The following is a 19,962-nucleotide window of genomic DNA, read 5'->3' on the forward strand; positions in this document are numbered from 1 at the left end:
GACTTTGCCAGGCGGATGCCGGAGCCTGTTATTGATCGCCGCGATAGATGCAGCCGGCGGTACAGGTTTCTTTCACCATGATGCCGCTCAGCAGGGGCAGGCGGGGTTTAAGCTGTTGCCAAATCCAGTGGGCCAGTACTTCGCTGGTGGGGTTTTCCAGGCCGGGGATATCATTAAGATAATAATGGTCAAGCTGGTCGAGGATCGGCCGAAACAGCGCCTTGAGCTCGGCGAAGTCGATCACCCAGCCGGTGAACGGATCCACTTCACCGGTGATTTCCACGCGCACCATAAACGAATGGCCGTGCAAACGCCCGCATTTATGACCGTCGGGCACATGCGGCAAACGGTGCGCCGCCTCAAAAGTAAATTCTTTAAATAACGTGGTTACCACTATAGGGCCTCTTGTCAAAACAAACGCTGCATGGTACCGAAATGCGGCTTATGATTCTATGTTATGTGCCGCCAACCCGTAATAAGTTGGCTAAGGGGCCATCAAAACACCATGAACGCGGTCCAATCCTTGCTTTTATTGCTCTCGCCGCGGCGAACCGCCGGGCTGTGGCTGTTATGCGCCCTGACGGCGTGCGCGTGCCGCGTCAGCGCCGCCGGGGGAGAAACGCTCGCCATACCCACGGCCGACGGCGCGATGAGGGTCTATCTCTATCGTCCGATGGCCGATGCGCGCGATATGCCGGTGGTCATGGTGCTGCACGGGGTCAAACGCGACGGCGCCCAGGCGCGGGATCAATGGATCGCCGCGGCCAATCATTACCATTTCCTGATTATAGCGCCCGAATTCCCCGGCACGCGTTATCCCGGCGCGCGGGGCTATATGTTGGGCAATACCGCGGCGGGTCCTGCGGTCCTCCCGGCAGCGCAATGGTCCTATTCCCGTATTGGCGATGTTTTCAACGCGCTGCGGCGCGAGGGCATTACGCGCCGCAGCGACTATCTGTTGTACGGCCATAGCGCCGGCTGCCAGTTTGTCCACCGGATGCTGATGGCGCTGCCGGATATGCCGGCCAGGGCGGTGGTCTGCGCCTCGGCCGGCTGGTGGACGCCGCCGGATCCGCGCCGGTCCTGGCCCTACGGGCTGGCGCGCGCGCCTTTTACCCTGGATGCCGCCCAGGAAGCCCGCTTCTTTGCCCGGCCGACGCTTATCATGGTCGGAGAGCAGGATAGGCGCACCCGGCGCACCGCGATGCGCAGCACCCCGCAGGCCCAGGCGCAGGGAAAGAACCGGCTTGAACGCGCCGGCTGGTATTTCCGGCGTGCGCAATCCCTGGCGGAACAGCAGAAGATGCCGTTTCACTGGCAATTTATCAGCGTATCCGGCGCCGGGCATCAAAGTCCGCTGCTGGTGGATGAGGCGGCCCGCTTTCTTAACCAGTTTAAGTGATAAGTTTTACCGAAATAACTCTTTAGGCTATTTAGTTATTTATTATTGCCATCGCATCCTTTATTGATTGCGTCGCACTGAGTAACCTTACAAACTCTGGTGATCCCTTAATACACGCCCGGCCCTACTGGTACGCACAAGGAAATTCGAACAGCAATGACGACTCAGGCCCCACCAACTTCTTTGCTCCCGCTGAATCCGGAACAACTCGCCCGCCTGCAGGCTGCAACCGGTGATTTTTCGCCGCTGCAGATGGCCTGGGTATCCGGTTATTTTTGGGGGCAGGTCAACCAGACGCCCGTCGCCGGTACCCCTCCGGCGCCCGCGCCGACGCAGGCGCACGCCATTACGCTGCTGTCCGCGTCGCAAACCGGCAACGCCCGGCGGGTGGCGGAACAGCTGCGCGACGATTTGATCGCCGCCAAACTGGATGTCACCCTGGTAAACGCCGGCGATTATAAATTTAAACACATCGCCCAGGAAAAGCTGCTGGTGATCGTCGCCTCCACCCAGGGCGAGGGCGATCCGCCGGAAGAGGCGGTGGCGCTGTATAAATACTTGTTTTCGAAAAAAGCCCCCCGGCTTGCCGATACGCGCTTTGCGGTATTGGGCCTCGGCGATACGTCCTATGAGCACTTTGCCAAGATAGGCAAGGATTTTGACGCGCGTCTGGCCGAGCTCGGCGCCCAGCGGCTGCTGGACAGGGTTGACGCCGATGTTGAATATCAGCCGGTGGCGCAAGCCTGGCGCCGGGATATCGTGGCGCTATTGCAAGCGCGGGTGCCGCAGGAAAGCGCGGCCCGGCACGAGATAACCCTCAGCGGCGCGGTAGATGAAGTCGATTCCACGCCTTATACCAAAGAACAGCCGCTGGTGGCCGCCATTGCGGCGTCGCAAAAAATTACCAGCCGCAGCTCGCTGAAAGACGTGCGCCATATCGAAATCGATCTCGGCGACTCCGGCCTGCGTTACCAGCCGGGAGACGCCCTGGGCGTCTGGTATGAAAACGACCCGGCGCTGGTGGACGAACTCTTGACGCTGCTATGGCTGGACGGCGGACAAACGGTGACGGTGGAAGGACAAACCTTATCCCTCGCCGATGCGCTGCGCGCTCATTACGAACTGACCCAGAACACTACCCTTATCGTCGGGGAGTATGCCGCCATGGCCCGCGACGAGGCGCTGCTGGCGCTGACGGCGGACAAGGAACGCCTGCAGCGGTACGCCCAATCGACGCCGATCGTGGATATGGTGCGCCAGGCGCCGGTGGAACTGGGCGCGGATCAGCTGCTGGCGCTGTTGCGTCCGCTAACGCCGCGGCTGTATTCCATCGCCTCGTCGCAGGCGGAGGTCAGCGACGAGGTGCATATCACGGTGGGCGTGGTGCGTTATGAGGTGGATGGCAGGCCGCGCACCGGCGGCGCCACCGGCTATCTGGCCGACCGGCTGGCCGAGGACGATCGGGTACGCATTTTTATCGAGCACAATAACAATTTCCGCCTGCCGGCCGATACCGACGCGCCGGTCATCATGATTGGACCCGGAACCGGCATCGCGCCGTTCCGCGCGTTTATGCAACAGCGGGAAGCGGATGGCGCCGCTGGCAAGAACTGGCTGTTTTTCGGCAATCCGCATTTTACCGACGATTTTCTCTACCAGGTGGAATGGCAGCGCTACAAAAAAGAGGGCCTGCTGACCGCGATTGATTTAGCCTGGTCGCGGGATCAGCCGGAGAAAATCTATGTACAGGACCGGCTGCGGCAAAAAGGCGCTGAAGTCTGGCGCTGGATCGAGCAGGGGGCGCATATTTATGTTTGCGGCGATGCCAACCATATGGCCAAAGACGTAGAGCAGGCATTACTGGACGTGGTAGCCGAGCACGGTGGCATGGACACCGAGCAGGCCGATGAATTTTTAAGCGAGCTGCGCATCGAGCGCCGCTATCAGCGGGACGTCTACTGATGAGTGAAAAACAACCTACTCCCCCCTTATCCGATAATGAACGGCTGAAAGGGGCAAGCAATTTTCTGCGCGGCACCATCGCCGAAGATTTGCACGACGGGCTGACCGGCGGCTTTAACGGCGATAATTTCCAGCTGATCCGTTTTCACGGCATGTATCAGCAAGACGATCGCGATTTGCGCGCCGAACGCACGGAACAAAAGCTGGAGCCGCTGATTAATATGATGCTGCGCTGCCGCCTGCCGGGGGGGATCATAACGCCGCGGCAGTGGCTGGGCATCGAGGCGTTTGCCGCCGAGCATACCCTGTACGGCAGCGTGCGCCTGACCACCCGCCAGACTTTTCAGTTCCACGGCGTGCTCAAACCCGACCTGAAGCAAATGCATCAACTGCTGCACAGCCTGGGGCTGGACTCCATCGCCACGGCGGGGGATGTCAATCGTAACGTGCTGTGCAGCGCCAATCCGGTGGAATCGGTGTTGCATCAGCAGGCCTATGAGTGGGCGAAAAAAATCTCCGAACATTTACTTCCCAAGACCCGCGCCTACGCCGAGATCTGGCTGGACGGCGAGAAAAGCGAAACCACCGACCAGGAGCCGATCCTGGGGCCTACCTATCTGCCGCGTAAGTTCAAGACCACGGTTGTGGTGCCGCCGCTAAACGACGTCGACGTGCATGCCAACGATCTGAACTTCGTCGCCGTCAGCGACAACGGACAACTGGTCGGGTTTAACGTGCTGGTGGGCGGCGGCCTGGCGATGACTCACGGTGATAATACCACCTATCCGCGCAAGGCCAGCGAATTTGGTTATATCGCGCTTGAACATACCCTGACCATCGCCGAGGCGGTGGTGGGCACCCAGCGCGACTGGGGTAATCGTTCCAACCGTAAAAACGCCAAGACCAAATACACCCTGGAGCGGGTCGGGGTCGACACCTTCAAAGCGGAGGTGGAACGGCGCGCCGGCATATCCTTCGCGCCGATCCGGCCTTATCACTTTACCGAGCGAGGCGATCGTTTCGGCTGGGTGAAAGGCGTGGAAAACCTCTGGCATTTAACCCTGTTTATCGAAAACGGCCGTATCCTGGATTATCCGGATCGGCTGCTTAAAACCGGCATGGCGGAGATTGCCCGCATCCATAAAGGGGATTTCCGGCTCACCGCCAACCAGAACCTGATCGTGGCCGGCGTGCCCGCGCGGGACAAGGCCAAAATCGAAGCCCTGGCGCGCAAGTACGGCCTGATTAACGACAGCGTCACCCCGCAGCGTAAAGCGTCCATGGCCTGCGTGGCGTTTCCCACCTGCCCGCTGGCGATGGCCGAGGCCGAGCGCTTCCTACCGCAGTTTGTCACCAAGGTGGAGGATATCATGTCCGCCCACGGCCTGGGCAACGACGAAATCATCCTGCGGGTGACCGGTTGTCCAAACGGCTGCGGCCGCGCGATGCTGGCGGAAATCGGCCTGGTCGGCAAAGCCATCGGCCGCTACAACCTGTATCTGGGCGGCGATCGCGCCGGTGAGCGTATTCCGCGCATGTACCGGGAAAACATCACCGAAGACGAGATCCTGGCCATTATCGACCAGACTGCCGGACGCTGGGCGGCCGAACGCCATCCGCAGGAAGCCTATGGTGATTTTGTTATCCGCGCCGGTATCGTCAAGCCGGTGGTTAACTCAGCCCAGGATTTTTATGACTAACCCGAGGGGCCACCTATGAGCAGCCTGAACCTGACCGAACTGAACCTGTTGCCGAAAGAAGAACAAACGGCGGCGCTCGCTGATACGAACCGTCAGCTTGAAACCCTGACAGCGCAAGAGCGGGTGGGCTGGGCGCTGGCAAACCTGCCCGGCGAAACGGTATTGTCATCAAGCTTCGGCATCCAGGCCGCGTTATGCCTGCATCTGGTGACCCGCCAGCGGCCGGATATCCCGGTGATCCTGACCGATACCGGCTATCTGTTCCCGGAAACCTATCAGTTTATTGATGAGCTGACCGACAAGCTGGGCCTCAATCTGCGGGTATTCCGCGCGGAACTTTCCCCCGCCTGGCAGGAGGCCCGTTACGGCAAACTGTGGGAGCAAGGGGTGGAGGGGATCGAAAAATACAACCAGATCAATAAAGTCGAACCGATGAACCGCGCTTTAAGCACGCTGAAAGCGCAAAGCTGGCTGGCGGGGCTGCGCCGCGAGCAGTCCGGCAGCCGCGCCCATCTGCCGGTGCTGGCCATCCAGCGCGGGGTATTTAAACTGCTGCCGATCATCGATTGGGACAATAAGCAGGTGTACCAGTATCTCAAAGCCCACGATCTTGGCTACCATCCCTTGTGGGAGCAGGGCTACCTGTCGGTGGGCGACACCCACACCACCCGCAAATGGGAACCGGGCATGAGCGAGGAAGAAACGCGCTTTTTCGGCCTCAAGCGCGAGTGCGGGCTGCACGAAGGTTAACAGCGGCTTCGCCGATAACCAACAACGCCGCCGGAGGCTTAACGTTTCCGGCGGCGTTGGCTATTCGGCATCGACGAGGAGGACGTCAATACCTTTATCGGCGAAAAAATCCAGCAGGGAGGACGGAATGTTATTGTCGGTGATGATTTTATCCACCCGTTCGATACTGATAATCTTATGCAGGCTAATGCGATGGAATTTCGAAGAGTCGGTAACGACGATGATTTTTTTCGAGGCATCGCACATACAGCGGTTCAGCCTGGCTTCGTCTTCATTATGCGTTGTCACTCCCATCAGGGGGTCCAGCCCATCCACGCCTAAAAACAGCATATCGAAATGATAGTTTTGCAACGCGATTTCGGCCTGGCCGCCAAAAAATGATAAGGAGTGCCGCCTGAGCCGCCCGCCGGTCACTAATAAATCCACCCCGGGGGCATCAATCAACGCTTCCGCCACATTCATGCCGTTGGTCATCACGATGACCTCCTCATGATTATGCAGTTGCCGCGCAATTTCATACGTGGTGGTGCCGGAGTCCAGGATAATGGTGCTTCCCGGCGTGATGAGCGACGCGGCCAGTTTGCCGATGCGCTCCTTGATGGTGGCATTTTCCGAACGCTTGGCTTCGATTGACCGCTCCGCTTCCGCCGGGGACGCGGGAGACAGCATCGCCCCGCCATAAGCGCGGGTGGCGACGCCCTGTTTTTCGAGAAAAGACAGATCGTTACGGATGGTCACCGTCGACACATTAAAATCCGCCGCCAACACATTCACCTGCACGCTTCCCTGCGCCTTAAGTTGACTGACAATCCGCTCGCGCCGCGCGCTGGTCGTCATCGTTCTATTGCCAGGGCTCATCACATCGCATCCCTCATCACCACCTCCACTGCCGAAATTTGCCCCGTTGCGCTATAGAACCGCAAAGGAATCCGCCTAATTTCATCACCGCCAAACCTTTCATTCCCTTATGTCTTTCTTATTAACGCTATTGTAGCCACCCCCCAAGATGATGTCGACTGTTTAACCTTTCTTCATCCCCGCGGTGAAACGACGGAATCCAGACCCGACGCCGGCCTTATCCATCCGGCGGCACGTTACCTCCAGGAAAGGGAGGGTAAAGCTATCCATTTCGTTTTCTTATTTTTTGATCTTTATCACAGAGATTGATCTTTCATTTTCTTTCTTTATGGTCATGATGTAATCTTTTTACAACACAACGAAAGATATAAAAGGCAATACTCATGGAAACACAAAGCGCGGCGCTGCAAACGCTGCTGGCCCGGCATAAAGCAGGCCATCCGGTCGGGATCTATGCGGTTTGTTCGGCGCATCCCCTGGTGATTGAAGCCGCCCTGCGGCATGCGCAGGCGGAAAATACGCTGCTGCTGGTGGAAGCGACGTCCAACCAGGTCGACCAATATGGCGGTTATACCGGCATGACGCCGGCCGATTTTTATCACGCCATCATGGACCAGGCCGCGGCGATAGGTTTTGACGCCGGCCGGCTGATTCTGGGCGGCGATCATCTGGGACCCAACCGTTGGCAGGGACTGCCGGCCGCGCAGGCCATGAGCAAAGCGGAAGTGCTGATCGCCGCCTATGTGGCGGCGGGATTTAAAAAAATCCATCTTGATTGCAGCATGGCCTGTCAGGATGACGCCGTACCCCTGAGCGATGAGATTGTCGCAACGCGTTCGGCGCAATTAGCGCAAGTGGCTGAAATCACCTGCCATGACACCTTCGGCTGCCAGGATATTGTCTACATTATCGGCACGGAAGTGCCGATTCCGGGCGGCGCCCAGGAGAATCTGCGGCAGCTGGACGTCACTGCGCCGCAGGCCGCGGCGCGCACAATTACCGCCCATCGCGACGCCTTTGCGCGGCAGGGTCTGGCGGACATCTGGCCCCGGGTCATAGGGCTGGTGGTGCAGCCCGGCGTGGAATTTGATCATACCCAGGTGATCGATTACCAACCCGGGCCTGCCGCCGCGTTAAGCCGGATGATTGATGACTATCCCTATCTGGTCTATGAAGCCCATTCCACCGATTACCAACGGCCCCAGGCTTACCGGCAACTGGTGCGGGATCATTTCGCCATTCTTAAGGTGGGCCCCGCGCTAACCTTCGCTTTGCGCGAAGCGTTGTTTGCCCTGGAGTGCATCGAGGAAGAAATTATCAGCCAGGACCGCTCTGAATTACGCGCCACCCTTGAACAGGTGATGCAAGAGCAGCCCGGGTATTGGCAGCAACATTATCACGGCGATGAAGAGGCTAAGCGATTATCGCGCCGGTATAGTTATTCGGATCGCATCAGGTACTACTGGCCGCATGACAGGGTGCAGCGCAGTTGCCAAAAGCTCATGCAAAACTTGGGGAATCAGGTCATTCCGCTGCCGTTGTTAAATCAGTATTTGCCGGAACAATACGCCAAAGTAAGGGATGGGAAATTAGTTCTCAATCCGAAAGATATTATTATCGATAAAATTATCGATGTGATTAAAGCATATTCATCAGCCTGTCATGAATAATCAAAGGCACGAAAAAATGACTGATTCTGTAAAAGCACCTTATCACCCGGAGCACGCCACGGCGCAGGAAATTATGCAGCAGCCGGCGACCTGGCGCAAAACCCTATTACTGATTGAACAGCAACGGGACCGCATCAATACCTTTTTAACGCCCTTATTGGCCCGTACGGATCTGCGGATTATCCTCACCGGCGCCGGAACTTCGGCTTTTATCGGTAAAATCCTGGTACCGGCGCTGCTGCCAAAATTAAACCTGCGCGTAGAGGCCATCGCCACCACCGACCTGGTCAGTAATCCCCGTGAATACCTGTCCGCTCACTGCCCCACGCTGCTGGTCTCCTTCGGGCGCTCGGGCAACAGCCCGGAAAGCGTGGCGGCAATAGAGCTTGCTAACCAGATGCTGGGGCAATGTTTCCATCTCATCATCACCTGTAATGAACGCGGCCGGTTACACCAGAATTTTGCTCAAAGCGCTAATACCTTGTCATTACTGACGCCGCCCGAAACGCACGATCGCGGCTTTGCCATGACCAGCAGCGTCAGTAACATGATGCTGGCCTGCCTGGCGGTATTTGCGCCCAGGCAGTATAACCTTGCCAGCTTTTTGCCCATTATCGAAAATAGCCAAAATATTATTGAGCAATATCTGCAACGGCCGACCTCATTATTTGGCCAAGATGAATATCATCGCGTGGTATACCTCGGCAGCGGTGGATTGCAAGGTATCGCGCAGGAATCGGCGCTCAAGATTCTTGAGCTTACCGCCGGAAAGATCAGCACCTTTTTTGATAGTCCCACCGGTTTCCGCCATGGACCGAAATCTATCGTGGACGGAAATACCCTGGTCGTGGTGTTTATTTCTAACTCGCCCTACACCAGAAAATACGATCTGGATCTGTTAGCCGAATTAAGGAATGACAACGTGGCGCGCCGGGTGGTTGCCATCGCCGACAGTCCTGTCCCGGGAATAGGCAAGGGCGAATATCTGTATTTGCCAAAGACCACTCATGCCGATGACGCCCATATTGGGTTTTGTTATTTACTCTATGCGCAAATATATGCCTATTTGACATCGCTGCAATCAGGCGCCTCGCCGGATAATCCTTCTCCCAGCGGCGTGGTAAACAGAGTCGTCGAAGGTGTGGTTATTCATAGGCTGGAAATAGAGAAATAAGCTAACCCGCTGCCGCGGTGACCGAATAATACAGCACATGACAGATAATGTCGTTAATCAGGGTATAAATCATGCGTATGGTATCCACAAAATATTTATTGGCACGGGCAAAAACTGAGAATTTTGCCGTGCCCGCGTTTAATATCCATAATGCCGAAACGATACAGGCGGTGCTCGAAGCCTGTCACGAACGTCAATCGCCGGTGATCCTGGCCGGCACGCCCAGTACTTTCAGACATATCTCTTTTAAGGATTTGCACGCCCTTTGCCAATCCTTTGCCGGTACCTTTGATATCCCCATTGCGCTGCATCTGGATCATCATGAGGCCCTTAGCGATATCCGCGATAAAGTTTTTGCCGGCGCCCGCAGCGCAATGATTGACGCCAGTCATTTGAATTTTGCCGACAATGTCGCCTTGGTGCAGGAGGTGACGACGTTTTGCCATAAATATGACTGTAGCGTGGAAGCGGAGCTGGGCAGGCTGGGCGGCATTGAAGATGATAAAAATGTCAGCGCCGGCGCGAGCTTTCTTACCGACCCGGATGAGGCGGTGGACTTTGTTAATCTTACCGGTATCGACAGCCTGGCCATCGCTATCGGCACGGCGCACGGTCTGTATAAAGACACGCCGAAAATAGATTTTGAGCGGCTGGCCATCATCAACGGCAGGATTGACATCCCGCTGGTATTACACGGCGGCAGCGATGTGCCCGATGACTATATTATCCGCGCCGTCAAGCTGGGTATCTGCAAAGTGAATGTCGGGACTGAATTGAAAATTGCCTTTGCCGGCGCGGTAAAAAAATACTTCGCCGCGAATCCGCAGGCGAACGATCCCCGCTTTTACATGCGGGAAGGCATGGATGCCATGAAAGAGGTGGTTTACAGTAAAATCCGCATTTGCGGTTCTGCCGGAAAATTGGCTATCGGGAGTGAATCATGATCTTTCTCGGGGTTGATGGGGGAGGCACCAAAACAGCCTTCGTGCTGATAAACTCGGATGGCGAGATATTGGCGCAGCATGAAGCTTCCACTTGCTACTATTTAAACGTCGGCCGCGAAAACAGCAAAACCATTATCGTCAACGGTATCGCGGAAGTCTGCCGGCGCGCCGAGATCGCGCCGGACATGATTGATTATTCTTTTTTCGGCCTGCCGGCCTACGGCGAAGTCTCGGCGGATGTGCCTTTTCTGGATCAGATTCCCGCCGTGTTGCTTAGCCCGGAAAAATATCGCTGCGATAACGATATGGTTTGCGGCTGGGCGGCAAGCCTTGGCTGCCGGGACGGCATCAATATCGTTTCCGGCACGGGCTCGATCGCCTATGGCGAGCATAATGGAAAAACCTCCCGCTGCGGCGGTTGGGGGGAGCTGTTCAGCGATGAGGGCAGCGCCTATTGGATCGGCTGTAATGCCCTCAATTTGTTTTCAAAAATGTCCGATCATCGGCTGAAAATGGATATTCTCTATGATCTGATTAAAAGCAAATACCACATTGATGTTGATCTTGATATCAATGATCTGGTGTTTAATAAATGGCAAGGAGACCGGACAAAAATCGCGTCGGTTGCCAGGGTCGCCTATGAAGCGGCGGTCGAGGGCGATAAAGAAAGCTATAAACTTTTTTGTACCGCAGCCCGTGAACTCGCCATGATGGTGGATTCGGTGCGCAAAGATCTGGCGTACTCACCCGATGAGACCACCCTGGTTTCGTTTACCGGCGGTGTTTTTAACTGCGGGGATATCATCCTTGATCCTTTTATGCATGAGCTGGCAAATCTCAGCGGTAGCTATTTAGTATGCCAACCAAAATATAATCCCTCAATGGGGGCCGCTATTTATGCCGCAAAGATAAGCGGTAATCCCCTGGCGAACGCTGTTCTCAATAAGCTTAAAATTGGAGAATAAAATGAAAAGCAACTCGTGGATAATCTATACCTTGATGGTGGTATTAACCTGGGGTGTGTGGGGCGGTGTGAGCGCATATCCGACCCAAAAATACAGTTTTCCTGATCAGTGGGTTTATATCATATGGTCAATTACCATGCTTATCCCCTGCTACTTTACGCTAAAAGGAAAAAAGATTGATTTTTCCCCGCAGGCGGTACTTTATGGGCTGGCGATCGGGTTTACCGGTGCGGGCGGGCAGTTATTGCTGTTTAAAACCCTCGGCATGGGTGCTCCGGCTTATCTGGTATTCCCCATTATCTCGATTTCACCCGCAATCACGGTGATAATGTCGCTGGTGCTGTTGAAAGAAAGAATTAATTTTCTCGGTACTATCGGTATTATCCTGGCGCTATTGTCGATACTCGCCTTCAGCATAAGCCAGGGCGATGGTACGACAGTAAGCGGCTCATTGTGGCTGGTGTTTTCAGTTATTATTTGCCTGGCGTGGGGGTTGCAAGCGTTTTTTATGAAAAGGGCGTCCAACAATCACATTGAGGATAGCGCTATCTTCTTTTATATGACGCTAACGGGCCTGATCCTGGCGCCCATCGCCTATGCCATGATTCCTGATAAAAGCGGCAGTTATCCGGCGGCCGCCTATCTTATTACCGCCGCCACCCAGGTATTGAATGCCGTCGGCGCCTTATTCCTGGTGATGGCATTGTCCAGGGGGAAGGCTATCATCGTGGCGCCTTGCACCAATGCGCTGGCCCCGGTCCTTACGGCGGTAATATCATTATTATTGTACCAAACCCTGCCAACCGCTTATGCATTGATAGGCATTATCCTAGCCATTACAGGTTCCACTATCATGGTCTATTCTGAGGAGAAAAGCAGTACCGCGACAATACAGCCCACGCTTTAATAAAAAGCATGGTTTCATTTTATTATTAATTTGCGGACAGTATTGATACCGATTATCTCCGTTGCCACTCAGATCTGATATATGCAAAGGGTAACTGTTTAAAATCAGCCGTTTTACTTTATTATTATGCGCTTTAGGGTAATTGAACCTATTCTTATGGTTGGTTACTGTCATTAATTATAATTTGCTTTCGCTGTAATTCCCGCCATAGAACTGTATTGAATTATGGCGGCCCGGGTATGGGCCTCACCTCGCTGTGATACCGGCATGCGGTTTTCTTACCGCATGCTCCTTATTTCCATCGGGCTAGGATTTAGCCCCCTGCGTCAGTCCTTGCAACAGCGGCCACAACAGTTTCATGCTGTCGCGCGCGCGTTTACCGATTTGTCCGGTCAGGTGGGTATCAAGATACTGGATATTATCGCGCTGGCTCTGGTAACGCGCCATGCCCTGGGGAAAGTTACGACTGGGCTTGCGCTGCAGGCAACTGTCGCCGTTTGTGCCCGAACCCACATCCAGCACCGCGAATCCCGCCTTGGCAAACGGCAGCGCGTCGCTGGCGCAAGCGGCCGAGGTCCTGATGCCGGGGCTTAAGAGCAGCGGGATACCCGCCTGGCGCGCCTGGGCGCCCAGGTTTTTAACCAGTTCCTGCAGGCGGGCGTCGCCGCTGTCCGGGCTGTAATTGACCCGCAGCTTTTCGCCGGCCACCAGGCTGTCGAGGTTGATCACCAGCAGCGTATTGCGTTTTTCCTGCGCGGACATGCGTTGCAGATAATCATCCACGCCCAGGGTTTCCGGCTCCCCGGCGCTGAGCGCCACAAAACGCACGCCCACCGCCAACGTGCCGCGCCCCAACTGCTGCGCCAGACCCAGCATCACGCCGAGGCCGGACGCGTTATCGTCTACCCCCTGTAGCGTCAGGCCGCCCAAATTGTCATTCAGGTCCTTATCGCTGCGCGGCATAAAGGTATCGGCGTGGGCCACTATCAGCACTTCGCCGGGCGCCGCGCCGGCACGGGCGGCGATAACCGAGGTGGCGGTAATTCTGCGCCAGTCGGCTTTGCCGGCGCTGCCGTGGAACAGATAACGGGTATTGAAGGCGCGCAGATCGCTGTGGAAGCCCAGCTCGGTGAACCGACGCTGAAGATAATCCGCCGCCATCAGTTCCGCCGGGCTGCCCGCCATGCGGCCGGGAAAATAGGTAGCGATATAACGAATCTGCTCTTGCGCGTATTGGCTTGGAGTGAAGGCGGCGGCGGGGGCGGAAAACGCCAGCAGGGCGCCGAGGCACAGCGTTAAACGGGCGCGCTTGCTGCGACCGGGGTGAAACATAAAACAGTATCCTTAATAGACGGGAACGGCATCGGTTTTCGCCGCTCAACCCAGCGCTATAGTATGGTACCGCCCCGCGGGCAATACAATTTGTACCCATGGCCGCGACCGGCTGATCGCACGATTCGTTGCCCGCAATCCTCTTGGCGCGCGCGCATGAAAGGCGCCGTTATTCCATTAAAGCAATTGTAATTCCAATTAACTATTTCATAGAACCTAATCGCAAGACGTATAGTCACATTATTGCTAAGCCAAATCATAAAAGGTAGCTGTGGATTATTTACCTCTTTTTGCCGATCTCAGGCAGCGTCCGGTACTGGTGGTCGGCGGGGGCGAGGTTGCCGCACGCAAGATCCTGCTACTGCAGCGCGCCGGCGCACAGGTCAGGGTGGTTGCGCGCCGGCTTTCCCCCGATCTCGGTCGTCAGGCGCAAGCGGGCTATCTCCAATGGCTCGGGGAGAGTTTTGCCGCCGACATGCTGGACGGCGTGTTCCTGGTGATCGCCGCCACCAACGATCGGGCGCTGAACGCCGAGGTTTATGCCGCCGCCGACCAGCGGCATATCCTGGTCAATGTGGTGGACGATCAGCCCCAGTGTTCGTTTATCTTCCCCTCCATCGTCGATCGTTCGCCCATCATGGTGGCGATTTCCTCCGGGGGAAAGGCGCCGGTGCTGGCGCGCATACTGCGCGAAAAACTGGAATCCCTGCTGCCGGCCTTTCTTGGCCCGATGGCGGAGATGGCCGGCGCTTTTCGCGAGCGGGTAAAACAGCATTTTCCGGTCATGGACGCGCGGCGGCGTTTTTGGGAGCGGGCGTTTAACGGGCGTTTCGCCGGCCTGGCGGCGCAGGGGCGGCATGACGACGCCCAGGCGGCGCTGGAGCGGGAGCTTGACGCGCCGGCCGGACAGGCCGGCGACGTGGCACTGGTGGGCGCCGGCCCGGGCGACGCGGGCCTGTTGACGCTGCGCGCCCTGCAACTGATGCAGCAGGCGGACGTGGTGCTCCACGATTACCTGGTCAGCGCCGAGGTGCTGGAACTGGTGCGGCGGGATGCCGAGCTGATTTGCGTCGGTAAACGCGCCGGCGACTTTTGCATGCCGCAGGAAGAGATTAACCGGCAACTGGTCGAACACGCGCGGCAGGGCAAACGCGTGGTACGCCTGAAAGGCGGGGATCCGTTTATCTTCGGGCGCGGCGGCGAAGAGCTACAGGCGGTGGCCGCCGCCGGCATCCCTTTCCAGGTGGTGCCGGGGGTCACCGCCGCCGCGGGCGCCACCGCCTACGCCGGCATTCCTCTCACCCACCGCGACCATGCGCAAAGCGTGACCTTTATTACCGGCCACGCGCGCCGCGGCGGCGGCGATCTCGATTGGCCGGCGCTGGCGGCGGGCCGCCAGACCCTGGCTATCTATATGGGATTGATGAAAGCAGGGGACATCAGCCGGCAGCTTATCCTGCACGGCCGTTCGCCCTTGACGCCGGTGGCGGTGATAAGCCACGGCACCCTGGCCTCCCAGCAGGTGCTGACCGGTACCCTGGGACAACTCGACACCCTGGCGCAACAGGCGTCCACCCCGGCTTTGCTGGTCATCGGCGAAGTTGTCACCCTTCATGATGAAATTGCCTGGTTTGGCGTCCAACAATCGGCGGCGCAACAGCGCGCGACGTTGGTTAACCTGGCTTAAGGATGTAAAAATGGATCAACAACGACATACTCATTTGCGGCAACTGGAGGCGGAAAGCATCCATATTATCCGCGAGGTGGCGGCCGAATTCGCCAATCCGGTCATGATGTACTCCATCGGCAAGGATTCCTCGGTGATGCTGCATCTGGCCCGCAAGGCGTTTTTCCCGGGCACGCTGCCGTTTCCGCTGCTGCATGTGGATACCGGCTGGAAATTCCGCGAAATGTATGAATTTCGCGATCGCACCGCCAAGGCCTATGGCTTCGAGCTGCTGGTGCACCGTAATCCGGACGGGGTGGCGATGGGCATTAATCCCTTTATCCACGGCAGCGCCAAACATACCGATATCATGAAAACCGAAGGCCTTAAGCAGGCGCTGAATAAATACGGTTTCGACGCCGCGTTCGGCGGCGCCCGGCGCGACGAGGAAAAGTCCCGCGCCAAGGAGCGCATCTACTCCTTTCGCGATCGGTTGCACCGCTGGGACCCGAAAAACCAGCGGCCGGAGCTGTGGCATAACTATAACGGCCAGATCAACAAAGGCGAAAGCATCCGCGTCTTCCCGTTGTCCAACTGGACCGAGCTGGATATCTGGCAATATATCTACCTGGAAAACATAGAAATTGTGCCGCTTTACCTCGCCAAACCGCGCCCGGTGCTGGAGCGCGACGGCATGCTGCTGATGGTGGATGACGACCGTATCGATCTGCAGCCGGGAGAAGTGATCAGCCAGCGCATGGTGCGGTTTCGCACCCTTGGCTGCTGGCCGCTTACCGGCGCGGTGGATTCCACGGCGCAGACCCTGCCCGAGATTATCGAGGAAATGCTGGTGTCCACCACCAGCGAAAGGCAGGGCCGGGTTATCGACCGCGATCAGTCCGGATCGATGGAACTGAAAAAGCGTCAGGGTTATTTTTAAGGAGCGATCGACATGAACACGACCATAGCTAAACAGATCGCCGAACAGGGCGGCGTGGAAGCCTACCTGCATGCGCAACAGTATAAAAGCCTGCTGCGCTTTCTCACCTGCGGCAGCGTGGACGACGGCAAAAGCACCCTGATTGGCCGCCTGCTGCACGATACCCGTCAAATTTATGAAGATCAGCTGACCACCCTGCACTCCGACAGCAAGCGCCTGGGCACCCAGGGCGAGAAGCTGGACCTCGCGCTGCTGGTGGACGGCCTGCAGGCGGAGCGGGAGCAGGGCATCACCATTGACGTGGCTTACCGCTATTTCTCCACGGAAAAGCGTAAATTCATTATTGCCGATACGCCGGGGCATGAACAGTACACGCGCAACATGGCCACCGGCGCGTCCACCTGCGATCTGGCGATCTTGTTAATCGACGCGCGCAAAGGCGTGCTGGACCAGACCCGCCGCCATAGTTTTATCAGTACGCTGCTGGGCATTCGTCATCTGGTGGTGGCGGTCAACAAGATGGATTTGGTGGACTACCGGCAGACTGTCTTTGAACAGTTCAAGCAGGATTACCTGCACTTCGCCGAGGAACTGCCGGTGGATCTGAGCATTACGTTTGTGCCGATTTCCGCCCTTGACGGCGATAACGTCGTCACGCCCAGCGTCGCCATGCCCTGGTATAACGGCCCGACGCTGCTGCAGGTGCTGGAAACGGTCGAAGTCATCAATCTTAATGAACAGCAGCCGATGCGTTTTCCCGTGCAGTACGTTAACCGGCCCAACCTGGATTTCCGTGGTTACGCCGGTACCGTGGCGGCGGGCGTGCTGCGGGTGGGACAGCAGATAAAAGTGCTGCCTTCGGGCGTCACGTCCTCCATCGCCCGTATCGTGACCTTCGACGGCGACGTGGCCGAAGCCTGGGCAGGCGAGGCGGTGACGCTGGTCCTGGCGGATGAAATCGATATCAGCCGGGGCGATCTGGTGGTGGATGGCGCTGAAACGCTGCGCCCGGTGCGCAACGCCCTGGTGGATGTGGTCTGGATGACCGACAACCCGCTGGTGGCCGGCCAAAGCTTCGACATTAAAATCGGCGGTAAAAAGACCCGCGCCCGGATAGAAAATATCCAGTATCAGGTGGAGATCAACAGCCTGACCCAGCGCGTGGTCGACAGCCTGCCGCTCAATGGCATCGGTCTGGTGGAGCTGGCGTTCGACGAGCCGATGGCGGTGGATAAATACCCGCATAACGCCGTGACCGGCGGCATGATTTTTATCGACCGCCTGAGCAACGTGACCGTCGGCGCGGGCATGGTGCGCGAACCCTTGGCGGAGGTCTTTACCGAGCCCCGGCGCCACAGCGAATTCGAGCTGGAATTGAACGCGCTGGTGCGCCGCCACTTCCCGCACTGGGGCGCGCGTGATTTGCTGGGTGGTAAATAACCATGGCCGATCGGCATACCCCATCCCCCGCGGCGCCCGACAGCAATATTGTCTGGCACGAACACCCGATAACCCGGGAGGATCGCGAACAGTTGCACCGGCATCAGGGAACGGTGGTCTGGTTTACCGGCCTTTCCGGCTCGGGCAAATCCACCCTGGCGGGCGCCCTTGAACAGGCTCTGCATCCGCTGGGCATCAGCACCTACCTGCTGGACGGCGATAACGTGCGCCATGGTTTATGCAGCGATTTGGGGTTCAGCGAAACGGATCGCCGGGAAAATATCCGCCGGGTGGGTGAAGTCGCCCGCCTGATGGTGGATGCCGGACTGGTGGTGCTGACCGCCTTTATTTCCCCGCATCGCGCAGAGCGCCGGATGGTGCGCGATCTGCTGCCCGCCGGACGCTTTATCGAAGTGTATGTGGACACGCCGCTGGACATTTGTGAAGCCCGCGATCCCAAAGGCCTGTATAAAAAAGCCCGCGCGGGGCGGTTGCCTAATTTTACCGGCATCGACGCGGTTTACGAGGCTCCCGAGCAGGCGGAAATTCATCTTGACGGCCAACAATTGGTAACACATTTGACCGGGCAATTGTTAGACCTGCTGCGTGGCCGCGTTATCATCAGTTCCTGAGAAGCCGCATCGGTATACCGGCCGTCCGGCCGCGTTACCACCAGCCCAGGAAGTGAGAGGTATGCTGAACGTCACCCAGACCAAGCGCGTCATGCCGGCCAAGGTTATCCCCGCCCCGGTAGCCGAACGCGCCGCCGAAGAGCCCGCTTATGGCTTTTGGGGGGCGATGGCGGGGTTTATCTTCTACTGGCTGGCCTTTGCCATTCCCATTCTTACCTATGGCGCCAATGCGCTATTCTTCCTGCTCTACACCTGGCCTTTTTTCCTGGCGTTAATCCCGGTATCGGTGCTGATCGGCCTGGTGTTCAGCGTTCTGCTGACCGGCCGGCTGATCCTGATGATCACCTGCACCGGCCTGGCGGTTTTTTGCCTGTTCTGGCTGGTGTTCGCCTCGCTCACCGGCTGGTAAAGCGTAAGAATGGGGTTACGACGGGTAACAAACCGTAAAAAAGCATTGGAAATGCGCGTAAAAAAGCAGCTTCAGCGTCTTTTCCCCGTCATTTTGGCGCCCGGTGTGGAGTCCTGGCCCAAGTTATGGGATGATTGGGCTGTCTTTTAGGGGGCGGGGATGGGAAAACTTACGCTGTTATTACTGGTATTGCTTGGCTGGCTGCAATATTCCTTGTGGCTGGGTAAAAATGGCGTGCACGATTTAGTCCGGGTCGAGGACGACGTGTCGGTCCAACAGGCCGGTAATGCAAAGCTTAAAGCGCGCAACGATCAATTATTCGCGGAAATCGATGATCTCAACGATGGACAAGAAGCCATCGAGGAACGATCACGCAATGAACTCGGCATGATTAAGCCGGGAGAGAGTTTCTATCGCCTGGTGCCGGATCAGTCTAAACGTCGGACGGCGGCGCCTGCTTCACAAGACAATCAATAATGACCACGTCGGCCGGGGCATTCCCCGCAACCATTGCTATTCTGCCGGCCGCCGGCATCGGCAGCCGCATGGGCACGGATTGTCCCAAGCAATACCTCGCCATTGGTGGTAAAACCCTGCTGGAGCATGCCATCGACGCGCTGCTGCGCCAGTCCTGCGTGCGCCATGTTATTGTCGCCATCAGTGCGGATGACCCTTATTTCACCTCCCTGCCGATCGGCCGCGACGCGCGCGTCAGTCATGTTATCGGCGGGCGGGAGCGCGCCGATTCAGTGATGGCGGGCCTGCGCGCGGCGCGCGGGCGGGCGGGCGACGAAAAATGGGTACTGGTGCATGACGCCGCGCGTCCCTGCCTGCATCAGGACGACCTGGCCCGCCTGCTGGCGATCACCGCCCATACCGCCATCGGCGGCATCCTGGCGACGCCGGTGCGCGATACCATGAAGCGGGCCGGCGGCGATGCCATCGACCATACGGTGGATCGCAACCATCTCTGGCATGCCATGACCCCCCAACTTTTCCCCCTGGCCCTGCTGGAATCCTGCCTGGCCCGGGCGCTGGCGGACGGCGCGCGCGTTACCGACGAAGCCTCGGCGCTGGAGCACTGCGGCTACCGGCCGCTGCTGGTGGCGGGCCGCGCGGATAATATTAAAGTCACCTGCCCGGAGGATTTAGCCCTGGCAGCATTCTATTTGACCCAATTGCAAAACAGCGCCATTGCATAAGCATAATAA

At 57.5% G+C, this 19,962-nt stretch carries 19 protein-coding genes; 16 read left to right on the forward strand and 3 right to left on the reverse strand.

Annotated elements, in window-relative coordinates; all coding sequences use genetic code 11:
* Positions 1 to 28: 28 nt before the first annotated feature.
* Positions 29 to 397: a 6-carboxytetrahydropterin synthase QueD gene (gene queD / locus ACL2XQ_RS04150; RefSeq protein ID WP_410016614.1), complete on the reverse strand. Its 369-nt coding sequence runs from the start codon at positions 395 to 397 to the stop codon at positions 29 to 31.
* 108 nt (positions 398 to 505) lie between these two features.
* Here queD and ACL2XQ_RS04155 point away from each other — a divergent pair, with 108 nt between their 5' ends.
* The 4 genes from ACL2XQ_RS04155 to ACL2XQ_RS04170 all read left to right on the forward strand — a co-directional run bounded on the left by ACL2XQ_RS04155 (position 506) and on the right by ACL2XQ_RS04170 (position 5,814).
* On the forward strand, positions 506 to 1,402 hold the full coding sequence (locus tag ACL2XQ_RS04155; RefSeq protein ID WP_413722169.1) for a hypothetical protein: 897 nt from the start codon (positions 506 to 508) through the stop codon (positions 1,400 to 1,402).
* A 156-nt stretch (positions 1,403 to 1,558) separates the two neighbouring features.
* Complete coding sequence (cysJ, locus tag ACL2XQ_RS04160) at positions 1,559 to 3,364, forward strand: NADPH-dependent assimilatory sulfite reductase flavoprotein subunit (protein ID WP_413722170.1); 1,806 nt, start codon at positions 1,559 to 1,561, stop codon at positions 3,362 to 3,364.
* Positions 3,364 to 5,064: an assimilatory sulfite reductase (NADPH) hemoprotein subunit gene (cysI, locus tag ACL2XQ_RS04165; RefSeq protein ID WP_410016346.1), complete on the forward strand. Its 1,701-nt coding sequence runs from the start codon at positions 3,364 to 3,366 to the stop codon at positions 5,062 to 5,064. The genes cysJ and cysI overlap by 1 nt, the downstream gene beginning before the upstream one ends.
* Positions 5,065 to 5,079: 15 nt before the next feature.
* Positions 5,080 to 5,814, forward strand: a complete 735-nt coding sequence (locus tag ACL2XQ_RS04170; protein ID WP_410016345.1) for a phosphoadenylyl-sulfate reductase — start codon at positions 5,080 to 5,082, stop codon at positions 5,812 to 5,814.
* 60 nt (positions 5,815 to 5,874) lie between these two features.
* Here the strand turns inward: ACL2XQ_RS04170 and agaR are convergent, their stop codons facing one another.
* Entirely contained in the window at positions 5,875 to 6,672 is a 798-nt protein-coding gene (gene agaR, locus ACL2XQ_RS04175) for a transcriptional repressor AgaR (RefSeq protein WP_410016344.1), read from the reverse strand.
* Between the two features lie 383 nt (positions 6,673 to 7,055).
* On the opposite strand from agaR, the gene kbaZ reads away from it, so the two are divergent.
* The 5 genes from kbaZ (at position 7,056) to ACL2XQ_RS04200 (ending at position 12,332) form a co-directional block, all read left to right on the forward strand.
* A complete protein-coding gene (kbaZ, locus tag ACL2XQ_RS04180; RefSeq protein WP_413722171.1) occupies positions 7,056 to 8,342 on the forward strand; it encodes a tagatose-bisphosphate aldolase subunit KbaZ in 1,287 nt (428 codons plus the stop codon).
* Between the two features lie 16 nt (positions 8,343 to 8,358).
* Positions 8,359 to 9,516 carry an SIS domain-containing protein gene (locus ACL2XQ_RS04185; protein WP_413722172.1) on the forward strand — a complete coding sequence of 386 codons (1,158 nt, stop codon included), beginning with the start codon at positions 8,359 to 8,361 and terminating at the stop codon, positions 9,514 to 9,516.
* Between the two features lie 71 nt (positions 9,517 to 9,587).
* The gene (locus ACL2XQ_RS04190; RefSeq protein ID WP_410016341.1) at positions 9,588 to 10,460 is read left to right on the forward strand and encodes a tagatose bisphosphate family class II aldolase; all 873 of its coding nucleotides are present in this window, start codon (positions 9,588 to 9,590) and stop codon (positions 10,458 to 10,460) included.
* Positions 10,457 to 11,425: an N-acetylglucosamine kinase gene (locus ACL2XQ_RS04195; RefSeq protein WP_410016340.1), complete on the forward strand. Its 969-nt coding sequence runs from the start codon at positions 10,457 to 10,459 to the stop codon at positions 11,423 to 11,425. Before ACL2XQ_RS04190 ends, ACL2XQ_RS04195 begins: the two co-directional genes overlap by 4 nt.
* A 1-nt stretch (position 11,426) precedes the next feature.
* The gene (locus tag ACL2XQ_RS04200) at positions 11,427 to 12,332 is read left to right on the forward strand and encodes a DMT family transporter (protein WP_410016339.1); all 906 of its coding nucleotides are present in this window, start codon (positions 11,427 to 11,429) and stop codon (positions 12,330 to 12,332) included.
* A 306-nt stretch (positions 12,333 to 12,638) separates the two neighbouring features.
* Here the strand turns inward: ACL2XQ_RS04200 and ACL2XQ_RS04205 are convergent, their stop codons facing one another.
* Positions 12,639 to 13,664, reverse strand: coding sequence for an aminopeptidase (locus tag ACL2XQ_RS04205; RefSeq protein WP_413722174.1), 1,026 nt, complete (start codon positions 13,662 to 13,664; stop codon positions 12,639 to 12,641).
* Positions 13,665 to 13,935: 271 nt separating this feature from the next.
* Here ACL2XQ_RS04205 and cysG point away from each other — a divergent pair, with 271 nt between their 5' ends.
* From cysG to ispD, 7 genes are all read left to right on the forward strand, one after another.
* Entirely contained in the window at positions 13,936 to 15,351 is a 1,416-nt protein-coding gene (cysG, locus tag ACL2XQ_RS04210) for a siroheme synthase CysG (protein ID WP_410016337.1), read from the forward strand.
* Between the two features lie 10 nt (positions 15,352 to 15,361).
* Positions 15,362 to 16,270: a sulfate adenylyltransferase subunit CysD gene (gene cysD / locus ACL2XQ_RS04215; protein ID WP_410016336.1), complete on the forward strand. Its 909-nt coding sequence runs from the start codon at positions 15,362 to 15,364 to the stop codon at positions 16,268 to 16,270.
* Between the two features lie 12 nt (positions 16,271 to 16,282).
* Positions 16,283 to 17,710, forward strand: coding sequence for a sulfate adenylyltransferase subunit CysN (gene cysN, locus ACL2XQ_RS04220; RefSeq protein WP_410016335.1), 1,428 nt, complete (start codon positions 16,283 to 16,285; stop codon positions 17,708 to 17,710).
* Between the two features lie 2 nt (positions 17,711 to 17,712).
* Positions 17,713 to 18,342, forward strand: a complete 630-nt coding sequence (gene cysC, locus ACL2XQ_RS04225) for an adenylyl-sulfate kinase (RefSeq protein WP_410016334.1) — start codon at positions 17,713 to 17,715, stop codon at positions 18,340 to 18,342.
* Positions 18,343 to 18,433: 91 nt separating this feature from the next.
* Positions 18,434 to 18,751: a DUF3561 family protein gene (locus ACL2XQ_RS04230; protein WP_413740500.1), complete on the forward strand. Its 318-nt coding sequence runs from the start codon at positions 18,434 to 18,436 to the stop codon at positions 18,749 to 18,751.
* Between the two features lie 159 nt (positions 18,752 to 18,910).
* A complete protein-coding gene (ftsB, locus tag ACL2XQ_RS04235) occupies positions 18,911 to 19,228 on the forward strand; it encodes a cell division protein FtsB (protein ID WP_331122399.1) in 318 nt (105 codons plus the stop codon).
* Positions 19,228 to 19,953 (forward strand): 2-C-methyl-D-erythritol 4-phosphate cytidylyltransferase, encoded by a 726-nt coding sequence (gene ispD / locus ACL2XQ_RS04240; protein WP_410016333.1) that lies wholly within the window; start codon positions 19,228 to 19,230, stop codon positions 19,951 to 19,953. The genes ftsB and ispD overlap by 1 nt, the downstream gene beginning before the upstream one ends.
* Positions 19,954 to 19,962 lie beyond the last annotated feature (9 nt).

Source organism: Sodalis sp. RH14 (assembly GCF_047324285.1).
Classification (GTDB): Bacteria; Pseudomonadota; Gammaproteobacteria; order Enterobacterales; family Enterobacteriaceae; genus Acerihabitans.

What these genes read in the sequence shown, in the direction of transcription:
- cysJ (WP_413722170.1), top strand. Translation starts at nt 1,559, where the DNA reads ATGACGACTCAGGCCCCACCAACTTCTTTGCTCCCGCTGAATCCGGAA.
- ispD (WP_410016333.1), top strand. Translation starts at nt 19,228, where the DNA reads ATGACCACGTCGGCCGGGGCATTCCCCGCAACCATTGCTATTCTGCCG.
- cysC (WP_410016334.1), top strand. Translation starts at nt 17,713, where the DNA reads ATGGCCGATCGGCATACCCCATCCCCCGCGGCGCCCGACAGCAATATT.
- ACL2XQ_RS04230 (WP_413740500.1), top strand. Translation starts at nt 18,434, where the DNA reads ATGCCGGCCAAGGTTATCCCCGCCCCGGTAGCCGAACGCGCCGCCGAA.
- cysI (WP_410016346.1), top strand. Translation starts at nt 3,364, where the DNA reads ATGAGTGAAAAACAACCTACTCCCCCCTTATCCGATAATGAACGGCTG.
- ACL2XQ_RS04155 (WP_413722169.1), top strand. Translation starts at nt 506, where the DNA reads ATGAACGCGGTCCAATCCTTGCTTTTATTGCTCTCGCCGCGGCGAACC.
- ACL2XQ_RS04205 (WP_413722174.1), bottom strand. Translation starts at nt 13,664, where the DNA reads ATGTTTCACCCCGGTCGCAGCAAGCGCGCCCGTTTAACGCTGTGCCTC.
- ACL2XQ_RS04195 (WP_410016340.1), top strand. Translation starts at nt 10,457, where the DNA reads ATGATCTTTCTCGGGGTTGATGGGGGAGGCACCAAAACAGCCTTCGTG.
- cysD (WP_410016336.1), top strand. Translation starts at nt 15,362, where the DNA reads ATGGATCAACAACGACATACTCATTTGCGGCAACTGGAGGCGGAAAGC.
- ACL2XQ_RS04190 (WP_410016341.1), top strand. Translation starts at nt 9,588, where the DNA reads ATGCGTATGGTATCCACAAAATATTTATTGGCACGGGCAAAAACTGAG.
- agaR (WP_410016344.1), bottom strand. Translation starts at nt 6,672, where the DNA reads ATGAGCCCTGGCAATAGAACGATGACGACCAGCGCGCGGCGCGAGCGG.
- cysN (WP_410016335.1), top strand. Translation starts at nt 16,283, where the DNA reads ATGAACACGACCATAGCTAAACAGATCGCCGAACAGGGCGGCGTGGAA.
- ACL2XQ_RS04200 (WP_410016339.1), top strand. Translation starts at nt 11,427, where the DNA reads ATGAAAAGCAACTCGTGGATAATCTATACCTTGATGGTGGTATTAACC.
- ftsB (WP_331122399.1), top strand. Translation starts at nt 18,911, where the DNA reads ATGGGAAAACTTACGCTGTTATTACTGGTATTGCTTGGCTGGCTGCAA.
- kbaZ (WP_413722171.1), top strand. Translation starts at nt 7,056, where the DNA reads ATGGAAACACAAAGCGCGGCGCTGCAAACGCTGCTGGCCCGGCATAAA.
- ACL2XQ_RS04170 (WP_410016345.1), top strand. Translation starts at nt 5,080, where the DNA reads ATGAGCAGCCTGAACCTGACCGAACTGAACCTGTTGCCGAAAGAAGAA.
- ACL2XQ_RS04185 (WP_413722172.1), top strand. Translation starts at nt 8,359, where the DNA reads ATGACTGATTCTGTAAAAGCACCTTATCACCCGGAGCACGCCACGGCG.